23 protein-coding genes are annotated in these 21,981 nt (G+C 66.0%); 13 read left to right on the forward strand and 10 right to left on the reverse strand.

Annotation, left to right across the window (positions count from 1 at the left end; all coding sequences use genetic code 11):
• The first annotated feature begins 20 nt into the window (after positions 1–20).
• Entirely contained in the window at positions 21–446 is a 426-nt protein-coding gene (gene ftsB / locus HWX39_RS18595) for a cell division protein FtsB (RefSeq protein WP_175969448.1), read from the forward strand.
• Between the two features lie 89 nt (positions 447–535).
• On the opposite strand, the gene HWX39_RS18600 is transcribed toward ftsB, so the two are convergent.
• The 3 genes from HWX39_RS18600 to HWX39_RS18610 form a co-directional block, all read right to left on the reverse strand.
• Positions 536–898 carry a hypothetical protein gene (locus HWX39_RS18600; RefSeq protein ID WP_175953488.1) on the reverse strand — a complete coding sequence of 121 codons (363 nt, stop codon included), beginning with the start codon at positions 896–898 and terminating at the stop codon, positions 536–538.
• 134 nt (positions 899–1,032) lie between these two features.
• Positions 1,033–1,983: an Hsp33 family molecular chaperone HslO gene (gene hslO, locus HWX39_RS18605; RefSeq protein ID WP_175969449.1), complete on the reverse strand. Its 951-nt coding sequence runs from the start codon at positions 1,981–1,983 to the stop codon at positions 1,033–1,035.
• Positions 1,984–2,008: 25 nt separating this feature from the next.
• Positions 2,009–2,533, reverse strand: coding sequence for a gamma carbonic anhydrase family protein (locus HWX39_RS18610; RefSeq protein ID WP_175969450.1), 525 nt, complete (start codon positions 2,531–2,533; stop codon positions 2,009–2,011).
• A gap of 148 nt (positions 2,534–2,681) precedes the next feature.
• Here HWX39_RS18610 and HWX39_RS18615 point away from each other — a divergent pair, with 148 nt between their 5' ends.
• The 10 genes from HWX39_RS18615 (at position 2,682) to HWX39_RS18660 (ending at position 11,756) form a co-directional block, all read left to right on the forward strand.
• Positions 2,682–3,539, forward strand: a complete 858-nt coding sequence (locus HWX39_RS18615) for a ferritin-like domain-containing protein (RefSeq protein WP_175969451.1) — start codon at positions 2,682–2,684, stop codon at positions 3,537–3,539.
• A 188-nt stretch (positions 3,540–3,727) separates the two neighbouring features.
• A complete protein-coding gene (locus tag HWX39_RS18620) occupies positions 3,728–4,618 on the forward strand; it encodes an alpha/beta hydrolase (protein ID WP_175953482.1) in 891 nt (296 codons plus the stop codon).
• A gap of 81 nt (positions 4,619–4,699) precedes the next feature.
• A complete protein-coding gene (locus HWX39_RS18625; protein ID WP_175953480.1) occupies positions 4,700–5,530 on the forward strand; it encodes a 3',5'-nucleoside bisphosphate phosphatase in 831 nt (276 codons plus the stop codon).
• A gap of 67 nt (positions 5,531–5,597) precedes the next feature.
• Entirely contained in the window at positions 5,598–6,230 is a 633-nt protein-coding gene (locus HWX39_RS18630) for an L-threonylcarbamoyladenylate synthase (RefSeq protein WP_175953478.1), read from the forward strand.
• A gap of 49 nt (positions 6,231–6,279) precedes the next feature.
• Positions 6,280–6,942, forward strand: coding sequence for a site-2 protease family protein (locus HWX39_RS18635; RefSeq protein ID WP_175953476.1), 663 nt, complete (start codon positions 6,280–6,282; stop codon positions 6,940–6,942).
• A gap of 8 nt (positions 6,943–6,950) precedes the next feature.
• Positions 6,951–8,153, forward strand: coding sequence for a tryptophan--tRNA ligase (locus tag HWX39_RS18640; protein WP_011352534.1), 1,203 nt, complete (start codon positions 6,951–6,953; stop codon positions 8,151–8,153).
• Between the two features lie 8 nt (positions 8,154–8,161).
• Positions 8,162–8,764 carry a class I SAM-dependent methyltransferase gene (locus HWX39_RS18645; protein WP_175969452.1) on the forward strand — a complete coding sequence of 201 codons (603 nt, stop codon included), beginning with the start codon at positions 8,162–8,164 and terminating at the stop codon, positions 8,762–8,764.
• A gap of 48 nt (positions 8,765–8,812) precedes the next feature.
• Positions 8,813–9,718 carry a 4-hydroxy-tetrahydrodipicolinate synthase gene (dapA, locus tag HWX39_RS18650; RefSeq protein WP_175969453.1) on the forward strand — a complete coding sequence of 302 codons (906 nt, stop codon included), beginning with the start codon at positions 8,813–8,815 and terminating at the stop codon, positions 9,716–9,718.
• Positions 9,719–9,829: 111 nt separating this feature from the next.
• On the forward strand, positions 9,830–10,975 hold the full coding sequence (gene bamC / locus HWX39_RS18655; protein ID WP_175969454.1) for an outer membrane protein assembly factor BamC: 1,146 nt from the start codon (positions 9,830–9,832) through the stop codon (positions 10,973–10,975).
• Between the two features lie 4 nt (positions 10,976–10,979).
• Positions 10,980–11,756 carry an MBL fold metallo-hydrolase gene (locus tag HWX39_RS18660; RefSeq protein ID WP_175969455.1) on the forward strand — a complete coding sequence of 259 codons (777 nt, stop codon included), beginning with the start codon at positions 10,980–10,982 and terminating at the stop codon, positions 11,754–11,756.
• A gap of 113 nt (positions 11,757–11,869) precedes the next feature.
• On the opposite strand, the gene HWX39_RS18665 is transcribed toward HWX39_RS18660, so the two are convergent.
• The 3 genes from HWX39_RS18665 to HWX39_RS18670 are packed head-to-tail and all read right to left on the reverse strand — an operon-like array spanning position 11,870 to position 13,585.
• Positions 11,870–12,133: a hypothetical protein gene (locus HWX39_RS18665; protein ID WP_034198493.1), complete on the reverse strand. Its 264-nt coding sequence runs from the start codon at positions 12,131–12,133 to the stop codon at positions 11,870–11,872.
• Complete coding sequence (locus HWX39_RS36835) at positions 12,063–12,308, reverse strand: hypothetical protein (protein ID WP_075122947.1); 246 nt, start codon at positions 12,306–12,308, stop codon at positions 12,063–12,065. The genes HWX39_RS18665 and HWX39_RS36835 overlap by 71 nt, the downstream gene beginning before the upstream one ends.
• A gap of 56 nt (positions 12,309–12,364) precedes the next feature.
• A complete protein-coding gene (locus HWX39_RS18670) occupies positions 12,365–13,585 on the reverse strand; it encodes a cupin domain-containing protein (protein WP_175969456.1) in 1,221 nt (406 codons plus the stop codon).
• A 32-nt stretch (positions 13,586–13,617) separates the two neighbouring features.
• On the opposite strand from HWX39_RS18670, the gene HWX39_RS18675 reads away from it, so the two are divergent.
• The gene (locus tag HWX39_RS18675; RefSeq protein WP_175953461.1) at positions 13,618–14,160 is read left to right on the forward strand and encodes a peptidylprolyl isomerase; all 543 of its coding nucleotides are present in this window, start codon (positions 13,618–13,620) and stop codon (positions 14,158–14,160) included.
• Here the strand turns inward: HWX39_RS18675 and HWX39_RS18680 are convergent.
• From HWX39_RS18680 to HWX39_RS18690, 3 genes are all read right to left on the reverse strand, one after another.
• Positions 14,140–15,387, reverse strand: coding sequence for a hypothetical protein (locus tag HWX39_RS18680; RefSeq protein WP_175969457.1), 1,248 nt, complete (start codon positions 15,385–15,387; stop codon positions 14,140–14,142). The genes HWX39_RS18675 and HWX39_RS18680 overlap by 21 nt on opposite strands.
• Positions 15,368–18,025, reverse strand: coding sequence for a DNA mismatch repair protein MutS (mutS, locus tag HWX39_RS18685; protein ID WP_175969458.1), 2,658 nt, complete (start codon positions 18,023–18,025; stop codon positions 15,368–15,370). Before mutS ends, HWX39_RS18680 begins: the two co-directional genes overlap by 20 nt.
• A gap of 282 nt (positions 18,026–18,307) precedes the next feature.
• Positions 18,308–18,721 (reverse strand): helix-turn-helix domain-containing protein, encoded by a 414-nt coding sequence (locus HWX39_RS18690; RefSeq protein ID WP_027807990.1) that lies wholly within the window; start codon positions 18,719–18,721, stop codon positions 18,308–18,310.
• A gap of 92 nt (positions 18,722–18,813) precedes the next feature.
• Between HWX39_RS18690 and HWX39_RS18695 the strand changes: the two genes are divergently transcribed.
• Positions 18,814–19,767 (forward strand): aromatic alcohol reductase, encoded by a 954-nt coding sequence (locus tag HWX39_RS18695; protein ID WP_175969459.1) that lies wholly within the window; start codon positions 18,814–18,816, stop codon positions 19,765–19,767.
• A gap of 561 nt (positions 19,768–20,328) precedes the next feature.
• On the opposite strand, the gene HWX39_RS18700 is transcribed toward HWX39_RS18695, so the two are convergent.
• The gene (locus HWX39_RS18700) at positions 20,329–21,951 is read right to left on the reverse strand and encodes an NAD(P)/FAD-dependent oxidoreductase (RefSeq protein ID WP_175969460.1); all 1,623 of its coding nucleotides are present in this window, start codon (positions 21,949–21,951) and stop codon (positions 20,329–20,331) included.
• Between the last annotated feature and the right edge of the window lie 30 nt (positions 21,952–21,981).

Genomic DNA, 21,981 nt, shown 5'->3' on the forward strand with positions numbered 1-21,981 from the left:
CTTATATCTGCGGTTCTTACATGCGGCTTGTCACTGTCGTCCTGATTGCCTTGCTGGCGCTCATTCAGTACCCCCTATGGTGGGGACACGGCGGCTGGCTGCGGGTGCATGAATTGCGTCAGCAGCTCGACGACCAGCTCCAGAAGAACGCGGACGAGAAGCTGCGCAACGAGCGCACCGCGGGCGAAGTGCAGGATCTGCAGAGCGGCACCGCGGCCATCGAAGAGCGCGCGCGCTACGAGATGGGCATGGTGAAGGACGGCGAGGTATTCGTGCAGTTCGTGTCGCCGAATGCACCTGCTGTACCGCTGAACAACGCGCCGTCGAATACGTCGACGCGTGGCGCCGTATCGGCGGCACCGGTGCGTGTCGTGCCGAATCCGCAGTCGATCGCGAAGCCGTCGCGGCATCATGGCGGCGACAAGGGCAAGGCCGCGCATCACTGAGCACGATTGCTCGAACCCATTGAAAAAGCGCGGGAAATGCCGCGCTTTTTTATTTCCTGCCGGTAGTCAATCGGCTGAGCGACGTACGCTCACCACCACCATCCCGGGTAGCCGTAGCTGATGCCCGTGCCCCAGCGATTGCCCCATCCGCCGTAATACCCGCCGTAGACGGTTACGGGCGGCGGCGAGTAATAGGCCCACGCGCGCGCGGCGGCCTCGGCTGCCATGGCGTTGTTCTGTTCGCGCAGCACCTGCTGGTCGATCTCGTCATAGCGCTTGCGTTCGGCGCTCGACAGCGCGGGCGGCTGGCCGCCCGATGCAGCGGGTTCGGGCAGGCGGCTCAGGATCGTGGACGTCGGCGGCGGCATCGCGCAGCCGGCAAGCGCGAGCGTGCCGGCGGCAACGCTCGTCAGGACGATGGTGCGAAACGGTCGATGAAGTGGGCGATTCATGTGTTTCTCCTGCAGCGCGCCGACGACGGGAAGCGGCTTGCGCCGAAGTGCGTGACTTCGGCGCCGGTGCCTTGCGTGCGACGCTCGTGCGTCATTATGCGCCCGTGCCCGGACGGCGGGCATCGGGCCCCTGCTCAGTGGCGCTGCTCGGTCGCGGGCGCGATGCCCGTCTCGACGCCGGGTGCCGCGAACAACTGCGCGACGTCGACCGGATCGAATTCGTAGCGCTGATTGCAGAACTCGCAATGGATCTCGACGTGACCGCGCTCGACGATCACGCTGTCGACTTCTTCACGGCCGAGCATGCGCAGCATCGCACCGACCTTCTCGCGCGAGCACGAGCACTGGAAGCGCGTGCCGGCCGGTTCGAAGTGCTGCACGTTCTCCTGCCAGAACAGCCGGCGGAACACGACTTCCGGTTCGACCTCGAGCAGTTCCTGCGCGGACAACGTGCCGCCCAGCGTGCAGACGCGCTCCCACGTATCGGTATCGGTTTCGGCGTTACGCGGCACGATGCCGCCGTCGCCCGGCAGCTTCTGCAGCAGCATCCCGACCGCGCGGTCGCGATCGGCCGCGAGCCACATCCGCGTGTCGAGCTGCTCCGAGTGATGCATGTAATGCTCGAGCACCTGCGAGACGGATTCGAGCGGGCCGTCGACGCCGTTCAGCGGCACGATGCCCTGGTACGGCTGCTGGCCCGGCAGCTTGTCGGCCGGGTCGAGCGTGATCACGCAACGGCCGTGACCGCTCGCATTGACGAGCGACGCGAAGCGCGTGTCGTCGCCGATCGTCTGGGCGGCATCGCCGGCGAACTTCGCGGTGGCCCGCATCGACAGATCCGAACCGCACTGGACGACCAGCATCTGGACCGGCCCGTCGCCGAAGATCTGCATGATCAGGGTGCCGTTGAATTTCAGGTTCGCGGACAGCAGCGCGCACGCGGCCATCATCTCGCCGAGCACCGTGCGCACGGGGGCGGGGTAGTCGCGGCGGGAGAGCACTTCCTGCCACGTGTTGCGCAGCGAAACGATCTCGCCGCGCACGGGCGCCGCATTGAACATGAATTTCTGTAACTGGTCGCTCACTCTTCTTCCTTGAAATCCGTGCGAATCACCCGATCCGCACGAGTTGCTCCTTGAAATGCGCACGCCGCTCGACGTAGGTCTTCGCGTTCGTGCGCAGTCGCGCAATGTCTTCCGCCGACAGCTCGCGCACGACTTTCGCCGGTGCGCCGAGAATCAGCGAATTGTCCGGGAACGTCTTGCCTTCCGTCACGACCGCGCCGGCACCCACCAGACAGTTGCGGCCGATCACCGCTCCATTCAAGACCACCGCCTGGATACCGACCAGCGAACCTTCACCGATCGTGCAGCCGTGCAGCATGGCCTGGTGCCCGATCGTCACGTTGTCGGCAATCGTCAGCGGAAAGCCGGGATCCGTGTGCAGGACCGCACCTTCCTGGACGTTGCTGCCTGCACCGACGCTAATCGTCTCGTTGTCGCCGCGAATCGTCGCGCCGAACCAGACACTCGCGTTTTCCTCGAGCACGACCTTGCCGATGATGGCCGCCGTATCGGCGACGAATACGCTTTCGTGGATCGTCGGGGCCGTATCGCCCAGCTTGTAGATCGTCACGGAGTCTCCTTGTCTCTTCGATGAAGGGCGCCGGTAGAATGGCGCGTCTGGTTTGCCCGGCGCATTCGCATGCGCCGGGGAACAATCGCTTATTGTAAACCGTCGCGTGCATGCGCTCCCGCGATGCGCGCGCAGGGTGTCCCCGTTTATGAGCATGGAGTCTTCTTCTTCCGGTAACGCGCGTGCCTGCGTGCGTCGCGCCGCGCTTGCCGCGCTGCGTGACGCCGAGCCCGCGACCAAGGCCGCACAGGTGCGCGCGCTCCACGATGCACTGCTGGCCGGGCAGGCGGCGATCGCCCCGTCGCTCGCATTGCCCGAGCCGGCCGATCTGCCCGGGCGCCCGGCGCGGCCGCCGCTCGTCGAGCCGCGCCAGCTCGAGCGACGCAGCATGCGTTCGCCCGAAGGGCGTGCCGTGCTGCTGCACGCGCTTGCCCATATCGAATTCAATGCGATCAATTTGGCGCTCGACGCGGTCTGGCGGTTCGCGGGCCTGCCGGATGCGTTTTATGCGGACTGGCTGAAGGTCGCGGCCGAGGAGGCCTATCACTTCACGCTGCTGTCCGACCGGCTGGCGGCATTCGGGCATGCGTACGGCGATTTTCCCGCGCACAACGGCCTGTGGGAGATGTGCGAACGGACCAAGGGCGATGTGCTGGCGCGCATGGCGCTCGTGCCGCGCACGCTCGAGGCCCGCGGGCTCGATGCTTCGCCGCCGATCCGCGCGCGGCTCGTGCAGGCGGGCGACGAGGCGTCGGCCGCGATCCTCGACGTGATCCTGCGCGATGAAATCGGCCATGTCGCGATCGGCAACCGCTGGTTCCGGCATCTGTGCGACGAAGCCGGCCGCGATCCGGTGCCGGCCTATCGTCAGCTCGCCGAGCAATACCATGCGCCGAGGCTGCGCGGCCCGTTCAATTTCGATGCGCGTCGCGATGCCGGATTCGAGCAGGCCGAACTCGACGAACTGGCCGCGCAGGACGCCGCGGACGGAAACGCGGCGCGTTAGCCGGATCGTGTCCAGCTGCGTGTCGCCTGCCGCCAGGCCGGCCCGCGCACCCGGCTGATGGCGCTTCCCGGCCGTTTCGTCGGACCTTCGAGCCGCCGCACCGCTAGAGAGGGGACTCGACTGCCGGCCGCCGAAATGGAGGCGGCGCCGCTATAATCGAACGACCATTCTTTTTTCTGGCGGCTGCAATGAGTGCCTCGAGTTCTGTTTCTGATTTCGTCACGGTGCGCGGCGTCCAGCTGCATGTCCGGCGCTGGGGCCGGCCCGATGCGCCGACGCTGTTCATGCTGCACGGCTGGATGGACGTCGCGGCGTCGTTCCAGTTCGTCGTCGATGCACTCGCGGGCGACTGGCAGGTGATCGCGCCCGATGCGCGCGGTTTCGGGTTGTCCGACTGGCCGGTCGCCCGGCAGGGCGGCGGTCACTACTGGTTCCACGAATACCTGGGCGACCTCGATGCGCTCGTCGACCACTATGCGCCGACCGGCGAAGTCAATCTGGTCGGGCACAGCATGGGCGCAAACGTCGTGTGCCTGTATGCCGGCGCGCGGCCGGAGCGCGTGCGGCGCGTGGTCGATCTCGAGGGTTTCGGGCTGGCGCCCGCGCGGGCCGAACAGGCGCCGCGCCGGCTGCGCGCCTGGCTGGACGAGTTGCGTGAACCGCCCGCACTGCGTCCTTATGCGTCACTCGACGACGTGGCGGCGCGCCTGACCAAGACCAATCCGCGGCTCGACCCGCGCCGTGCGGCGTTCCTCGCCGCGCACTGGTCGAAGCGCGGCGACGACGGCCTCTACCACCTGCTGGCCGACCCGGCGCACAAGATGCCGGGCCCGCAGTTGTACCGGCTCGACGAAGTGATGGCCACCTGGGCCCAGGTGCGCGCGAAGGTGCTGCACGTCGAGGCCGTCAATTCGCCGACGCTGGCACATATCGCTGGTGACATCCCGCTGCCGGAATTCAAGGCGCGTTTCAATGCGTTCCCCGACTGGCGCGAGAAGCTCGTCGAAGATGCCGGCCACATGGTGCATCACGACCAGCCCGAGCAGATCGCGGCGCTGATCGAGGCGTTCTGCGCGTAAGCGCACGGCGGCAGCGGCGGGGCAGGCGGGCGGCGCATTGCCGCGTTGCAGTAGAATGAAGCCTTACCTGCCATGCCGACAATGAACGCCGATCTCCACTGCCATTCGAATGTTTCCGACGGGTTGCTGCCGCCTGCCGACGTCGCGCGCCGCGCCCATGCCGGCGGCGTGACCCTGTGGGCGTTGACCGACCACGACGAGATCGGCGGCCAGGCGGCGGCGCGCAGCGAAGCGGAAGCGCTCGGCATGCGCTACCTGAGCGGCGTCGAGATTTCGGTCACGTGGGCGTCGCGCACCGTGCACATCGTCGGCCTGAACGTCGACCCCGCGAATCCGGTGCTGGTCGACGGCCTGTATCGCACGCGCCACGGTCGTGCGGCGCGCGCGGTAGCGATCGGCGAGCAGCTCGCCACGCTCGGCATTCCCGGGGCGTACGAAGGCGCGTTGAGGTACGTGTCGAATCCCGACCTGATCTCGCGCACGCACTTTGCCCGCTTTCTCGTCGAGAACGGTCACGCCACGTCGACGTCCGATGTGTTCGATCGCATGCTCGGCGACGGCAAGCCCGGGTTCGTCCCGCACCGCTGGGCAACGCTGCCCGACGCCGTCGCATGGATTCGGGCGGCCGGCGGCGAAGCCGTGGTCGCGCATCCGGGCCGTTACCGCTATACGCCCGTCGAATTCGACGCGTTCTTCGGCGAATTCATCGATCTGGGCGGCCGCGCGATCGAGGTCGTCACGGGCAGCCACACACCCGACCAGTACCGCGAATACGCGGACGTCGCACGCCGCTTCGGCTTCGAAGCGTCGCGCGGCTCGGATTTCCATGCGCCAGGCGAGGGCCGTGTCGAGCTCGGCGGCCTGCCTCCGTTGCCGCCCGACCTGACGCCGGTCTGGGAGCGCTGGCTCTGACACCGGGCGGCGGCCTGGCGTTGCTGCCGGCCGCGCGCACCCGACTTCTCCCCCTTTACGTACCCCCATGTCCCAGTTCTTCAGGATTCATCCGGATAATCCGCAGCCGCGCCTGATCAAGCAGGCCGTGGAAATCGTCAGCAAGGGCGGCGTGATCGCGATGCCGACCGATTCGAGCTATGCGCTCGCCTGCCATCTCGACGACAAGGACGCGGTCGAGCGCGTGCGCCGGATTCGCGGCCTCGACGAGAGGCAGCACCTGTCGCTGCTCGTGCGCGACCTGTCGGAGCTCGCCAACTTCGCGATGGTCGACAACCGCCAGTACCGGCAGATCAAGTCGGTGACGCCGGGCCCTTACGTCTTCATCCTGCAGGCCACGAAGGAAGTGCCGCGCCGGCTGTCGCACCCGTCGCGCAAGACGATCGGGCTGCGCGTGCCCGATCACGCGATTACGCTCGCGCTGCTCGAATCGCTCGGCCAGCCGCTGCTCGGCACGACGCTGATCCTGCCGCCGGACGACGAGCCGCTCAACGATCCCGAAGAAATCCGCATGCGGCTCGAGAAACAGGTCGACCTCGTGATCGACGGCGGCGCATGCCCGCGCGAGCCGTCGACGGTGATCGACCTGACCGGCGACGAACCCGAGCTCGTGCGTGCGGGGCGCGGCGCGCTCGAACCGTTCGGACTCTCGGCGGCGTAAGCGCGCCATTCCATTTTTTGCGCGAGTGCGCTTGTTACAATAACGCGATATGGATGCTTCCCTGATACAGACCATCGCCGTCTACGCGCTGCCCGTGATCTTCGCGATCACGTTGCACGAGGCCGCGCACGGCTACGCCGCCCGCCTGCTGGGCGACAACACCGCCTACATGATGGGGCGCGTGTCGTTCAACCCGATGCGTCACATCGATCCGCTCGGCACGATCGCGATCCCGCTGGCGATGTATTTCCTGACGGGCGGCGCGTTCCTGTTCGGCTATGCGAAGCCGGTGCCGGTGTCGTTCGGCAACCTGCGCGATCCGCGCTGGGGCAGCCTGTGGGTATCGCTCGCGGGCCCGGCCTGCAATTTCGTGCAGGCGCTGATCTGGGGCGTGCTGACCCTCGTGCTGCCTGCCGTCGGCATCGACGAGCCGTTCTTCACGCGGATGGCATTTGCGGGCGTCAGCGCGAACCTCGTGCTCGGCGTGCTGAACCTGTTTCCGTTGCCGCCGCTCGACGGCGGCCGCATCCTGGCGGCGCTGCTGCCGACGAAGCAATCGATCGCGCTGTCGCGCATCGAGCCGTACGGTTTCATCATCGTCCTCCTGCTGGTCGCGACGGGCGTGCTGACGAACTTCTGGCTGCGCCCGCTCGTCAACGTCGGCTATGCCGTCCTGAGCGCCATCCTGTCCCCATTCGCTTCGCTTCTCTAACGACAATCATGTTCCCTGAACGTATTTTCTCCGGCATGCGGCCCACCGGGTCGCTGCACCTCGGTCATTACCACGGCGTGCTGAAAAACTGGGTGAAACTGCAGTCCGAGTACCCGTGCTTCTTCTGCGTCGTCGACTGGCATGCGCTGACGACGCACTACGAGACTCCCGAGGTCATCGAGAAAAACGTGTGGGACGTGCTGATCGACTGGCTCGCGTCCGGTATCGATCCGGCGCAGGCCACGCTGTTCATCCAGAGCAAGGTGCCGGAGCATGCCGAACTCGCGCTGCTGCTCGGCATGAGCACGCCGCTCGGCTGGCTCGAACGCGTGCCGACCTACAAGGAGCAGATGGAGAAGCTGAAGGACAAGGATCTGTCGACCTACGGCTTCCTCGGCTATCCGGTGCTGATGGCGGCCGACATCCTGCTGTATCGCGGCTCGCTCGTGCCGGTCGGTGAAGACCAGGTGCCGCACGTCGAGATGACGCGCGAGATCGCGCGCCGCTTCAACTACCTGTACGGCCGCGAGCCGGGCTTCGAGGAGAAGGCGCTCGACGCTGCAAAGAAACTCGGCGGCAAGCGCGCGAAGCTCTATCACGAGCTGCGCAACGCATATCAGCAGGAAGGCGACGACGAGGCGCTCGAACAGGCGCGCGCGATGCTGCAGGAATCGCAGAGCCTGTCGATGAGCGATCGCGAGCGCCTGTTCGGCTATCTCGAAGGCGCGCGCAAGATCATCCTGGTCGAGCCGCAGGCGCTGCTGACCGAAGCATCGCGGATGCCCGGCCTCGACGGGCAGAAGATGTCGAAGTCGTACGGCAACACGATTGGCCTGCGTGAGGACGCCGAAACGATCACGAAGAAGGTCCGCACGATGCCGACCGATCCCGCGCGCGTGCGCCGCACGGATCCGGGCGATCCCGACAAGTGCCCGGTGTGGCAGCTGCACCAGGTCTATACCGATGAAGCGACGCACGACTGGGTGCAGAAGGGCTGCCGCTCGGCGGGCATCGGTTGCCTCGACTGCAAGCAGCCGGTGGTCGAAGGCATCCTGCGCGAACAGCAGCCGATGCTCGAGCGCGCACAGAAGTACATGGACGATCCGTCGCTGCTGCGCGCGATCGTCGCGGACGGTTGCGACAAGGCGCGCAAGTACGCAACGGAAACGATGCGCGACGTACGCGACGCGATGGGCCTGTCGTACAACTGATCGACCGCATGACTGCATCCGTCATCGCCGCCGCGGGCGGCCACGTCGCCCAGGCCGAGCCTTCGCGCTGGGTCGCGCAATGGTCGCGACTCGTGCCGTCAGGCGGCGCGGTGCTGGATGTTGCTGCGGGCGGCGGCCGCCATGCGCGCTGGTTCGCGTCGCACGGGCATCCGGTCGTCGCACTCGATCGCGACCCGGCCGCACTGGCCGCATTGCGGGCGATGCCGGGCGTCGATGCACGCGACGCCGATCTCGAAGGCGCGCCTTGGCCGCTGCCGGCCGGCGAGCAGTTTGCGGCGGTGGTCGTCACCCATTATCTGCATCGTCCGCTCTGGCCCCATCTGCTCGATGCGGTGGCGCCGGGCGGCGTGCTCATCTACGAAACCTTCGCGCAAGGAAACGAAACGGTCGGGAAACCGTCCAACCCCGCGTTCCTGCTCGCCCCGGGCGAGCTGCTGGACGCCGTGCATGGCCGCCTGCGGGTGGTCGCGTACGAGGACGGGTTCGTCGCCGCGCCGCGCGAGGCGTTCGTCCAGCGTCTCTGCGCAGTGCGCGAGGGCGCGACTCCGAAGGCGGGGGCGGGAATTCCACGTTACGAACTGCCCGGCTAATCCGCTACAATCTCAATGTTTACCGGTACATAACCTCAATCGCGTTTCATGGCTAACGGCACCCAAGACGGCATTCAAATCCGCGGCAGCATCCCCGCGATCGTCACCCCGATGCTCGAAGACGGCAGTCTCGACCTGCCGGCGTTTCGCAAACTGATCGACTGGCATATCGCGGAAGGCACCGATGCGCTCGTCGTGGTCGGCACGAGCGGCGAGTCGGCAACGCTCAACGTCGAAGAGCACATCCTGATGATCCGCACGGCGGTCGAGCATGCGGCGAAACGCATCCCGATCATCGCGGGCGCGGGCGGCAACTCGACCGCCGAGGCGATCGAGCTGACGAAGCACGCGAAGGCTGTCGGCGCGGACGCGACGCTGCAGGTCGTGCCGTACTACAACAAGCCGACGCAGGAAGGCATGTACCGTCACTTCAAGACGATCGCGGAAGCGGTCGATCTGCCGGTGATCCTGTACAACGTACCGGGCCGCACGGTCGCGGACATGGCGAACGAGACGATGCTGCGCCTCGCGGACGTGCCGGGCATCATCGGTGTGAAGGAAGCGACCGGCAACATCGATCGCGCCGCGCACCTGATCAAGGCCGCGCCGAAGCATTTCGCGATCTACAGCGGCGACGATCCGACCGCGATCGCGCTGATGCTGCTCGGCGGCCACGGCAACATCTCGGTGACGGCGAACGTCGCACCGCGTGCGATGAGCGACCTGTGCCGCGCGGCGCTGGCCGGTGACGTACAGACGGCCCGCGCGCTGCACATGAAGCTGCTGTCGCTGCACAAGAACCTGTTCATCGAGGCGAACCCGATTCCGGTGAAGTGGGCGCTGCAGGCGATGGGCAAGATGCAGGGCGGCATCCGGCTGCCGCTCACGGCGCTCGACGAGCGCTGCCACGATGCCGTGCGTTCGGCCCTCGTCGAGGCCGGCGTCCTCGCCTGATGCCGAGGCGGCCGCGTCCTGCGGCCGCCGGCTCGAACCCTGATCAACCCGCACCGGCCGGCACCGTCCGGCGCCGCTCCTGACGAGCGTTCTAGCAAGACGAAGGATTTCATGAAACGTTTCGCCTTTTCCTCTCGCGCCATCCAGATGTCGGTGGTGGTGCTGGCGCTGGGCGCGCTCGCCGGCTGCGATACGCTGAACGACTATCTGGCCCCTGACCGGGTCAACTACAAGAACACCGGTTCGGCGCCGCCGCTCGCGGTGCCGAGCGACCTGAAGCCGGTGCCGACGACCCAGCAGTTCGTCGCGCCGCCGAGCAACGCCGGGCTCGGCACGTTGCCGCCGCGGGTCACGACGCAGGCCGGCAACGCGACCGACGGCATTCCGAGCGCGCAGGATCCGCTCGGGATGCACATCGAGCGCGACGGCGACCGCCGCTGGCTTGTCGTCGATGGCCGAACGCCCGAGCAGCTGTGGCCTATCCTGAAGGAGTTCTGGCAGGAGAACGGCTTCTCGCTGAAGACCGATGCACCGTCGACGGGCATCATGGCGACCGACTGGGCTGAAAACCGCGCGAACATTCCCGACGACTGGTTCCGCCGCACGATCGGCAAGGTCATCGATTTCGCGTACTCGTCCGGCACGCGCGACCGCTTCCGTACGCTCGTGAACCGCACGTCGGACGGCAACACCGACATCTCGATCACGCACAGCGCGATGGAGGAAATGATGGTCGGCCCGCAGGGCGGCACGTCGTCGCGCTGGGAAGAGCGTCCGCGCAACCCGGTGCTCGAAGCCGTATTCCTGTCGAAGCTGATGCAGAAGTTCGGCCTGACCGATGCGCAGGCGAAGCAGTTGCTGACCGATGCACGTCCCGCGACGGCGCCGGCGCAGGTCAGCGACACGAGCGGCGGCGGGGCGACGCTGCAACTGGCCGAGTCGTTCGACCGCGCATGGCTGCGTGTGGGCCTGGCGCTCGACCGCACCAACTTCGCGGTCGACAATCGCGATCGCGAGAAGGGCGTGTACACCGTGCGCTATGCGAACACGATGGAAGAGCTCAAGCGTGACGGCCTGTTCGGCAAGCTGTTCTACGGCGGCCCGTCGGCCGCGAAGCCGGGCAAGGAGTTCCTGGTCAACGTGCGCGCACAGGGCAATGGCAGCACGCAGGTCGCAGTGGTCGGCGCAAACGGCCAGGTCGACAACTCGTCGGACGCGCAGCGGATCATTTCGCTGCTCCACGCGCAGCTGAACTGAGCGCGTGCGATTCTCCAGCCTCGGAAGCGGCAGCGAAGGCAACGCGCTGGTCGTCGAGGCCTCGAGCGGCACGACCACCACCCGCGTGCTGCTCGACTGCGGCTTTTCCGCCAAGGAGGTCGAGCGCAGGCTCGGCCGACTAAATCTCTGCATCGGGGATCTCGATGCGATCCTCATTACCCACGAACACAGCGACCACGTCGGCAGTGCGCTGACGCTCGCCCGTCGCGCATCGCTGCCGCTCTACATGAGCTGGGGTACCGCGCGCGCGGTCGGCGCGGACGAGGCCGATGTCGATCTCCACGTGTTGTGGGGCGACGAGACGGCCGCAATACGCGATCTGGCCGTGATGCCCTACACGGTCCCTCACGATGCACGCGAACCGCTCCAGTTTGTCTTTATGGACGGCTCCAGCCGGCTCGGCGTGCTGACGGACGTCGGGATGGCGACGCCTCACATCACGGCCGTGCTGAGCGGCTGTGACGCGCTGGTGCTCGAATCCAACCACGACACCGCGATGCTGGCTGCGAGCCGCTATCCGCAGTCGCTGAAGGCACGTATCGGCGGCAACCATGGGCATCTGAGCAACGACGCCGCGGCGGACATTCTTGCGTCGCTTGAACGCAGCCGCCTCAAGCACCTGGTCGCGGCGCACCTGAGTCAGCAGAACAATCTGCCGGAGTTGGTCCGCCAGGCGTTTGGGGGCGTATTGGGGACGACCGGGGAAGACGTGGTGGTGGCCACGCAGGACGAGGGCTTCGACTGGCTGGCGCTCGGATGAGCGGGGCAGGGCCGCCGCGGCGGCCCGGTGTAACTGCCGTGCGACAGACGCGGAAACGGCAGACGTAAAAAAACCGGCCCTCGGGCCGGTTTTTTTTCAGCTGACGCTGAGGCTTACTGGCTTGCGCCCGAAGCCGGAGCAGCCGTCGCTGCCGAAGCAGCCGACGCCACTGCAGCAGCAGCGTCGCTCGCAGCAGCCGTTGCCGACGAAGCAGCAGCAGCCGCGTCGCTCGCAGCACCAGCAACTGCCGAAGCAGCCGACGAAGCAGCAGCAGCCGCGTCGCTTGCAGCCGACGAAGCAGCTTGATCAGCGCTCTTGTTGCAAGCAGCCAGTGCAACAGCAGCCAACAGGGAAGCTACGAGGAGGGATTTCTTCATGATCACGTCCTTTTATGGTTAAAGGTAAGCAACAGCGCGAAACAATACCGGTAATGTGCTCCAACACCGACCTGGGCCGCTGGTGGAGATGCACTTCTAGAGCGTGAATCTTCCCTACGGCTTGGGCGGAAATTATATGCACTTTCCTATCGACCGTCGACAAATGCGGGGTCAATACGTTGTCTTTCCCATACAGAATTTGATCCGTACGGGCATACGGGGCGACTCACACTAATTCCGGTTTCCGACCCGTATCCAGCCCGCACAATACCACTCGTGCAACAAGGCTGTCATCGAGGGAACCCGGGATAGTGTTACAAACCGTTTCGCCTCCATCTTGCGTTGATTGGCCAGTTCGGGCAGCCATTCGCTGGCCTGCTCGAGCGGTCCTTCTTCGCCATTAATGAAGTACGAGCGCGCGTTATACATCAATGTGGCCCTTCTGTCGAGACACACGCCACGACGTGATGCCTGCGTGACGAACGCGGCCTCGGACAGCGGGCGCGCCGGCGGGTCGAAAACGACGTTCGGCTTGGGCTCGCTCAGGTAGCAGCCGAGGAATTCGGCGACGTCCCGCTTGCGCCAGCGGATCGCGTCGACGATCTCGGCAACGCGCTCGACCATCGCCGGAGGCAGCTGCGCGGGCGTGTCGACGGCCGGCTGCTTCGGATCGCGGTAAAGGTCGTCGCCGCAGCCGTCGCGCAGGCCGCCACGCTCCGCGAGATAGTACAGGAACTGGGCGCCCAGTTCGCCGGCGGACGGGGCCCGGAAGCCGATCGAGCAGGTCATGCATTCGCCTTCGGCGACGCCATCGTGCGCGATGTGCGGCGGCAGGTAGAGCATGTCGCCGGGTTCCAGCACCCATTCGTCGCTCGGCTCGAAGTTTTCGAGGATCTTCAGCGGCACGTCCGGCTGCAGCGACAGGTCGTTCTGCGCACCGACGCGCCAGCGGCGCCGGCCTTCGACCTGCAGCAGGAATACGTCATATGAATCGAAGTGCGGGCCGACGCCGCCGCCGTCCGTCGCATACGAGATCATCAGGTCGTCCAGACGCGCGTCGGGGATGAAGCGGAAGCGGTCAAGCAGTGCGCGCGCGGCATCGACGTGCAGGTCGAGCCCCTGCACGAGCAGGGTCCAGGCCTTGCGCGTGACGGCCGGCAACGCGTCGGGCTCGAACGGTCCGTGCTTCAGTTGCCACTTGTTACGAAAATGGGTGATCAGTCGCGATTCCGCGTCATAGTCTGCTGCGAGCTCGAACAGCGCGTCGCGCGAGACCGGCGACGCGACGCCGGGGATCGCCTGGCGGATCAGGAGCGGCTTCTTTTGCCAGTAGCCGCGCATGAATTGCGCCGGCGTAAGACCGCCGAGCAGCGGTGTGGGAAGATCGGAAGGCGGCGCGCCGAGCGGGGCGGCAGCGGCATCCCGCGGTTCGGCTTGAGACCGGTTGCGCATCGTATAATGAGAGTTGTATTTGGGAGAATTGGATGAAAATCGCAAAAAACACCGTCGTGTCGGTCACTTACAAGCTGTCGGACGTACAGGGCAATCTGATCGAGGAAAGCGACGAGCCGATGGTCTATCTGCACGGCGGCTATGATGGCACGTTCCCCAAGATCGAGGAACAGCTCGACGGCCACGAGCCCGGCTATGAGGCGCAGGTTCAGCTCGAGCCTCAGGACGCGTTCGGCGACTACGATCCCGAACTCGTGAAGATCGAGCCGCGCGATCGTTTTCCCGAGCCGCTCGAAGTGGGTATGCAGTTCGAAGGCACGCCGGAAGACGGCGACGAGGAGGTCGATTCGTTGATCTACACGGTCACCGATATCGCCGAAGACAAGGTCGTGCTCGACGGCAACCACCCGCTGGCAGGCATGGCGCTGCGTTTCGCACTGACCGTGAAGGACGTTCGCGAAGCAACCGAAGACGAAATCGAGCATGAGCACGCGCATGGCGCAGAAGGGCTCGAGATCGTCGACGAGGACGAAGACGAAGACGGTGAAGCGCCGTCAGGGCGCACTCTGCACTGAGCTCGCAGGCAGGCCGGGCGCCGGCCCCGACGCGCCGCCCGGTGCGGCGCTGTCACCCTGCAACGGCGGCGCGACCGACGACGAGTCGGGCAGCGCCGGCAACGCGGGGATTTCAGGCATCTGCGGCAGCGGCACGTCGTCACGCGGCACGAGCGGCAGCGCGGGCGGCACGGGCAGGTTTTTCGGCACCTCCTGTAGGCTTACGTTGAAGATCGTCTGCCGTGCCGGCGACACGCTCACCCTGACCCACTGATTCGCCGGATGGCGCGGTCCGATCGCGACGCGCGTGACGTTTCCTACCAGTTCACCGTCGTCTGAGCGCAGCGGACGGTCGATCAGAAAGCCGTTCGCAAGCGGTTCGCCGCTCGCGTGAATCACGAGTATCGGGCCGCGGAACGTCGCCGCCGCCTTCACCAGCGTTCGTTTCAACTCACGAAAGCCGTCGCGCACGCGCGGCCGGTTGAAGTGCAGCCATGCGAAGCGTTCCGCGCGTTCATAGCGTTCGAACCGTGGATCGCCTTCGAACATCACCACCATCGCGCGTGCCTCGCGCCGCTTCGCGTATTCGGCCGCGTGGTCGATCCAGAAACCGTTCGCGATGATGCGGTCCTCGAATTCGCCGTTGCGGCCGCCGGCCGTCAGGTAGTGGTTGTTCGGCGCCGGCGCGTTGAGCGCGACGTAGACGATGTCGTCGCGCATCCAGCGGGCATTTTCCCGATACGGCCGGAACCGTGCGACTTCGCTTTCCCGCGTGATCTGCAGTGCGCCGGGGTCGGGCAGTGCCGAATCGGCTAGCAGTGTCTGCCGCAGGAAGTCGAGCCGCTCGACCGGGTCGTAGTTGCCGCCGGCCGCGGTGTTGCAGGTAATCCAGTCGTCGTGGCCGGGAATGAACACGAGCGGCACGCGTGCCGCATCCAGGATCGCGCCGCGCTGCGAGTACAGCGCATCGCGGCACGCTTCCTTCGGACCCTTGAGATTGCCTGCATAGACGACGAACGCGAGGTTGCGCTCGCGCGCGATCGCATCGAGCAGCCGCTGGGCGGCCGGTTCGTCCGCAGGGGCGTTGATCACACCCGACACGACCGCGAACGAGTAGGGCGGGGTGCTGCGCTTCGGCGGCGCGGCCGAAGCGGTGGCTTGCGCGAGCGCGAGCACGGCCGTGACGAGCGCGGCGGCCGTGCGAGCCGGCAGGCCGCGCAGGGTGCGCTTACGCGTGTCCGTCGACATCGTGCGTCCGGACCAGCGTGCGCAATTCATACAGCAGGTCGAGCGCCTCGCGCGGCTTGAGATCGTCGGGATCGATGTCGCGCAGTTTTTCGAGCGCCGGATGCGGTGTGTCGGGCAGCGCCGGCGCGTCCGCGCATTCGAGATCGTCGGTGGCCGCCGGCGGCGCGCTGAACAGGTCGAGTTGCGGCGTGTGCTGCGACGCCGACTGCTGTTCGAGATACGCGAGGTGCTTGCGCGCGGCGCGGATCACGGGCGCCGGAACGCCCGCGAGTTGCGCGACCTGCAGGCCGTAGCTCTGGTTGGCCGGGCCTTCGTTGACCGCGTGCAGGAACACGATGCCGTGGCCGTGCTCGACGGCCGACAGGTGGACGTTGGCTGCTTGCGGGAATTCGGCCGGCAGTTGCGTCAGCTCGAAGTAGTGCGTCGCGAACAGCGTGTAGCACGCGTTGTGTGCCAGCAGGTGGCGCGCGATGGCCCACGCGAGCGCGAGGCCGTCGAACGTCGACGTGCCGCGGCCGATCTCGTCCATCAGTACGAGGCTTTGCGGCGTCGCGTCGTTGAGGATCGCAGCGGCTTCGGTCATCTCGACCATGAACGTCGAGCGGCCGCCCGCGAGATCGTCCGCCGCGCCGATGCGGGTGAAGATCCGGTCGATCGGGCCGAAGCATGCCGACTTGGCCGGCACATAGCTGCCCACGTACGCCATCAGTGCGATCAGTGCGGTTTGCCGCATGAACGTCGACTTACCGCCCATGTTCGGGCCGGTGATCAGCAGCAGCTTGCGCTCGGTGCCGAAGCGGCAGTCGTTCGCGATGAACTGCTCGACCTGCGCTTCGACGACAGGGTGGCGGCCCTGTTCGATTTCGATGCCGATCTCGTCGGTGAAGGTCGGTGCGACCCAGTCGAGTGCACGGGCGCGTTCGGCGAATGCGGCGAGCAGGTCGAGTTCGGCGAGCGCCGAGGCGACGCGCTGGCACTCGGGGATGAACGGCAACAGCGCCTGCAGCACCGAGTCGTACAGCGCGCGCTCGCGCGCCAGCGCGCGTTCCTGAGCGGACAGCGCCTTGTCCTCGAAGGTTTTCAGTTCGGGCGTGATGTAGCGCTCGGCATTCTTCAGCGTCTGGCGGCGGCGGTAGTCGTCGGGCACCTTGTCGGTCTGGCCGCGCGTGACCTCGATGTAGAAGCCGTGCACCTTGTTGTATTCGACGCGCAGGTTCGCGATGCCGGTGCGCGTGCGTTCGCGCGCTTCGAGATCGATCAGGAACTGCCCGCAGTTCTCCGAGATGTCGCGCAGCTCGTCGAGCTCGGCATCGTAGCCGCGCGCGATTACGCCGCCGTCGCGCACCATCGCGGCCGGCTCGGGTGCGATCGCGCTCGTCAGCAGGTCGAGGCATTCGGCGGGCGGTGCGAGCGCCGCGTCGACACGCGTGAGCGCATCCGCATTCGCGACGATCGCGCTGAGGCGCTCGCGCAGCGCCGGCAGTGCGGCGAACGTGTCGCGCAGGCTCGACAGGTCGCGCGGGCGCGCCGAGAGCAGCGCGAGACGCCCGGTGATCCGTTCGACGTCGGCGATCTGGCGCAGCGCGCTGCGCAGCGCATCGAGGCTTGCGTTTGCCGGTGCGTCGAGCAGTGCACCGATTGCCTGCTGGCGCGACTGCGCGGCGACCGACGCGCGCGGCGGGTGATGCAGCCAGTGACGTAGCAGACGGCTGCCCATCGTCGTGCAGCAGGTGTCGAGCAGCGAATACAGGGTCGGCGACTCGGTGCCGCGCAACGTCTCGGTCAGTTCGAGGTTGCGGCGCGTGGCCGGATCGAGACCGATGTACTCGGTTTCGTTCTCGACCTTCAGGCTGCGCACGTGCCGCAGTTGCTGCCCTTGCGTGGCCGCTGCGTAGAGCAGCAGCGCGCCCGCGGCCCCGCAGGCGCTCGTCAATGAATGCGCACCGAAACCGTCGAGGCTTGCGACATCGAGCTGGTCGCACAGGCGCTGCGTGCCCGACGCGGTGTCGAAGTGCCACGCCGGCACGCGCTTGCTTGCGCCCGCGCCTGCGGGTAAGGCGTCGGTCGCGCCGTCCGGCGTCAGGATCTCGGCCGGCCGGATGCGCTCGAGCGCGGCAGCGAGCTGGTCGGGTTCGATTTCGGCGAGGCGCAGCGCGCCGCTCGCGAGGTTGAGCCACGCAAGGCCGATGTTCACCGCCACGCCGCGCTTGTTGTGGCCCGTGCACATCGCGAGCAGGTAAACGTCGTTCTTGTCGGACAGAAGCGCGGCATCGGTCAGCGTGCCGGGCGTGACGACGCGCACGACCTTGCGTTCGACGGGGCCCTTCGACGTGGCCGGGTCGCCGATCTGTTCGCAGATCGCGACCGACTCGCCCATCTTCACGAGCTTCGCAAGATACTGCTCGACCGCGTGATGCGGGACGCCGGCCATCTTGATCGGCGTGCCGGCCGACGCGCCGCGTTGCGTGAGGGTCAGGTCGAGCAGGCGTGCGGCTTTCTCCGCGTCTTCGAAGAACAACTCGTAGAAGTCGCCCATCCGGTAGAAGACAAGCGTGTCGGGATGGTCGGCCTTGATGCGCAGGTACTGCTGCATCATTGGAGTGACGGGTGCAGGTGCTGCGGTGGGTTGCATGCTCATGTGACCGGGAAAAGTTGCTTTGGCTGCCCGAGTTTACCAGCGGCCCGAACGGGATCGGTCAAAGTTCGCCATCAGGCCAGTTGTCGGCGATGGCGAGCGGCGGCTACCGGCCAATTGCGGTTGCTCGACCGCGCTATCGGGAGGACATTCGAACGTCAGTTCCGCTCAGCTATCAGACTCAGCCCTGTCGAAATGTGCCGTCCTGCTTCGGCGGCCCAATTGAGAGGCTCCAATCCTTCTCCCCGCCACGGAAGTAGGGTTTGCAAATCAACAACCAGCAAGCTATGAGTTCGCGTCGCGGTGCTGGCTGTCGAAACTCCGCCTCGCTTCTCGGAAGCGGTCCGCATTCTCGACGATCCAGGTCCACAGCGGGACCATGCGAACGAGCAGGTCCATGCCCGTGTCGGATAACTCGTATTCGACTCTAGGGGGCACTTCATCGAAATCGTGACGGAGCACCAGGCCGTCCCGCTCGAGTTGTCGTAACGTGCGCGTCAACATCCGCTGAGTTACCCCATGCATGCGCCTGCCGATTTCGGCATGGCGCAGCCTGCCGTACACGCCGAGCGTGTGGATGACACCGAGCGACCAACGACTCCCGGCGTGTGCGAGCACCTCCCGCCGTAGCCCGTCATCATCGTCTCGCAGGCCGTCGCACACGGTCTGCGAATATTGGAGAAGTTCGTCTCGATCCAACTATCGGGCTCCCAGTATCACGCATGTACCTTCTTTCATATACGTCAATGCCTCGCTAGACTGCCGCAACACATTCCTCAGCAGGCCAGACGATGAACCAGACAGATCCTAACGCGACTTCCCAAAACATTCTCGTGCTCGGTGCCGGCGAACTCGGCCTTCCGGTCCTGCGCAATCTTGCGCGCCGGGCGAAGGACATCGCCGGCGCGAAGATCAGCGTGCTACTGCGCGCGAGCGCCGTCGAGTCCAGCGGACCCGCCAAGCGGCATGATATCGCGGAGATTCGAGATCTCGGGATCGAGATCGTCGTAGGCGATTTCGTGAAGAGCTCCATCGATGAGCTCGCCGCCTTGTTTGCGCGATATGACACGGTAATTGGTTGCGCTGGCATTACAGCCGGAATCGACACGCCGATGAAGTTGGCGCAGGCTGCGTTGCAGGCGCGCGTCCCGCGGTACTTCCCGTGGCAGTTCGGGGTCGATTTCGACGTGATCGGCCGCGGCAGTCCGCAGGACATTTTCGACGCACAGCTGGACGTGCGCGAGTTGCTGCGCAGTCAGCACGGGACCGAGTGGGTCATCATCTCGACTGGCATGTTCATGAGCTACCTGTTCGAGCCGGAATTCGGTGTCGTCGACCTGCAGAACGACGAAGTCCACGCGCTGGGCAGCCTCGACACCGCCGTGACGCTGACGACGCCCGATGATATCGGTGCGCTGACCGCCGCGATCGTGTTCGCCCAACCCCGTATCCGGAACGAGATCGTGTATCTGGCCGGCGACACCGTGACTTACGCGGAGGTTGCAGACAAGCTGCAAGCGGGCCTCGGCCGGCCGTTCAGCCGTTCGGTGTGGAGCGAGCAGTATCTGCTGGATGAGCTGGCGCGCGACCCGAACAATATGATGCGCAAGTATCGTGCGGCTTTTGCTCAAGGGCGCGGTGTCGCATGGGATAAGAGTGGGACGTTCAACCAACGCCACGCCATTCCGGTCACCGACGTGGCATCGTGGATCAATGCAAGCCTTGTTTCGGGCCGCGGCGAGTAATCGTGAGCCCGGCCATCCAGGCTAACCGTATCGAGGATCGTTCCCCGAGCAGAAAGCCCGACCCCGGCCGATGGGTGCAGGCTCCTGTATTCCGTACTGACTTCAGCAGAATTTTGCTCGGCGAAGTCGGCGTGTGAAAGCGATGCGGCAGCTGGCCGAAGATGCTTGTTAGCGGTCGTTGAGGGCGCGGAGGATTGGATGGCGGCCTAGGGTCGGTAACGGCCCGCCCCCAAAAGGGGAGGCGTAGGTGTTGGCGTAGCTTTGTGCGCCGACCCTTGTCAGATAAGCTGCAGGTACTGCTGCATCATTGGGGTGTGGCCGGCGAAGGCGTCGGGCGACAGCGTGGTCATAAGTCAGGCGTGAAGTTGTTGCTTTGGTTGCCCGAGTTTACCAGTGGCTTCGGCATGCACGCGCGAAGTTCGCCGTTTGGCCAGGTTGCCGGAGATTGCGTGACCGGCGGCGGTCGTTCTCATGCCGCTGTCCGGCCGCGCTCCTGAGCGGCCAAGCGAAAGTCGGCGCCGCTCAGGTCGAGAACCTTTGCGCGCCGACTCGTCTCGTCCATCAGGCCGCGTGCGCCGACGTCATGCTGAGCGCCACCGCTTGCGCGACTTCGATCCCGTCGATGGCTGCCGAATAGATGCCGCCTGCATACCCCGCACCTTCACCAGCCGGATACAGGCCTTCGACGTTCATGCTCTGGTAGTCGTCCTTGCGTCGAATCCGGATCGGTGACGAAGTGCGCGTCTCGACTCCGGTGAGCACCGCATCGTGCATCGCGAAGCCGGCGATCTTCTTGTCGATCTGGGGCAGGGCTTCGCGGATCGCTTCGATCACGTAGTCCGGCAGTGCTGTGCTGAGATCGGTCGGGTTCACGCCCGGCTTGTACGACGGCTCCACGGAGCCGAGCGACGTGGACGGCCGGCCCGCGATGAAATCGCCGACCAGCTGGCCCGGCGCGCGGTAATCGCCGCCGCCGAGTTCGAACGCGCGCTCTTCCCATTTGCGCTGGAACGCGATGCCCGCCAGCGGGCCGCCGGGATAGTCGTCCGGCGTGATGCCGACGACGATGCCCGCATTGGCGTTGCGCTCGGCCCGCGAGTACTGGCTCATCCCGTTGGTGACCACGCGGCCCGGCTCGGAGGTCGCCGCGACCACCGTGCCGCCCGGACACATGCAGAAGCTGTAGACGGCACGGCCATTGCTGCAGTGGTGCACCACCTTGTAGTCGGCCGCGCCGAGCTGCTTGTGTCCCGCGAACTTGCCGAAGCGGCTGCGGTCGATCAGCCCCTGCGGATGCTCGATGCGAAAACCCAGCGAGAACGGCTTGGCTTCGATATAGACGCCGCGATCGTGCAGCATCTGGAAGGTGTCGCGCGCGCTGTGGCCCACGGCCAGCACCACGTGGTCGCACCGCAGCGTTTCGCCGTTCGAGAGCTTCAGCGAGCGCACCTTGCCCTGATCGATCTCGATGTCGTCGACCCGCGTTTCGAAACGCACTTCACCACCCAGTTCGTGGATGGACGCGCGCATCTTTTCCACCATGCTGACGAGTCGGAACGTACCGATGTGCGGCCGGCTCAGGTACAGGATATCGTCCGGCGCACCCGCCTTGACGAATTCGTCCAGCACCTTGCGGCCGTAGTGGTTCGGATCCTTGATCTGGCTGTACAGCTTGCCGTCGGAGAACGTCCCGGCGCCGCCTTCGCCGAACTGCACGTTGGATTCGGGGTTGAGCACGCTCTTGCGCCACAGGCCGAAGGTGTCCTTGGTGCGCTCGCGCACGGCCTTGCCGCGTTCGAGGATGATGGGGCGGAAACCCATCTGCGCGAGGATCAGCCCCGCGAACAGGCCGCACGGCCCCATGCCGATCACGACCGGGCGCAGGAAATTGCCGTGCTCGGGCGCCTTCGTGACGAAGTGGTACGCCATGTCGGGCGTCACGCCGCAATGCGGCTTGCCGGCGAGGCGCTTGATCGCGGCTGCTTCGTCCGTGACTTCGACATCGACGATGTACGTGAGCTTGATGTCGGCGCGTTTGCGCGCATCGTGCGCACGGCGAAACACGGTGTAACGGAGGAGCCCGTCGTCGGCCACGCCAAGCTCCGCGAGGCGCTCGCGAATCGCGGCCTCAAGCGCGCTTTCGGGGTGGTCGAGGGGGAGTTTAATTTCGCTTAGCCGTAACATGGGGACTCGGATGCGATTGCCACGGCGTCG

The organism is Burkholderia sp. BCC0322, assembly GCF_902833045.1.
Taxonomy (GTDB): domain Bacteria; phylum Pseudomonadota; class Gammaproteobacteria; order Burkholderiales; family Burkholderiaceae; genus Burkholderia.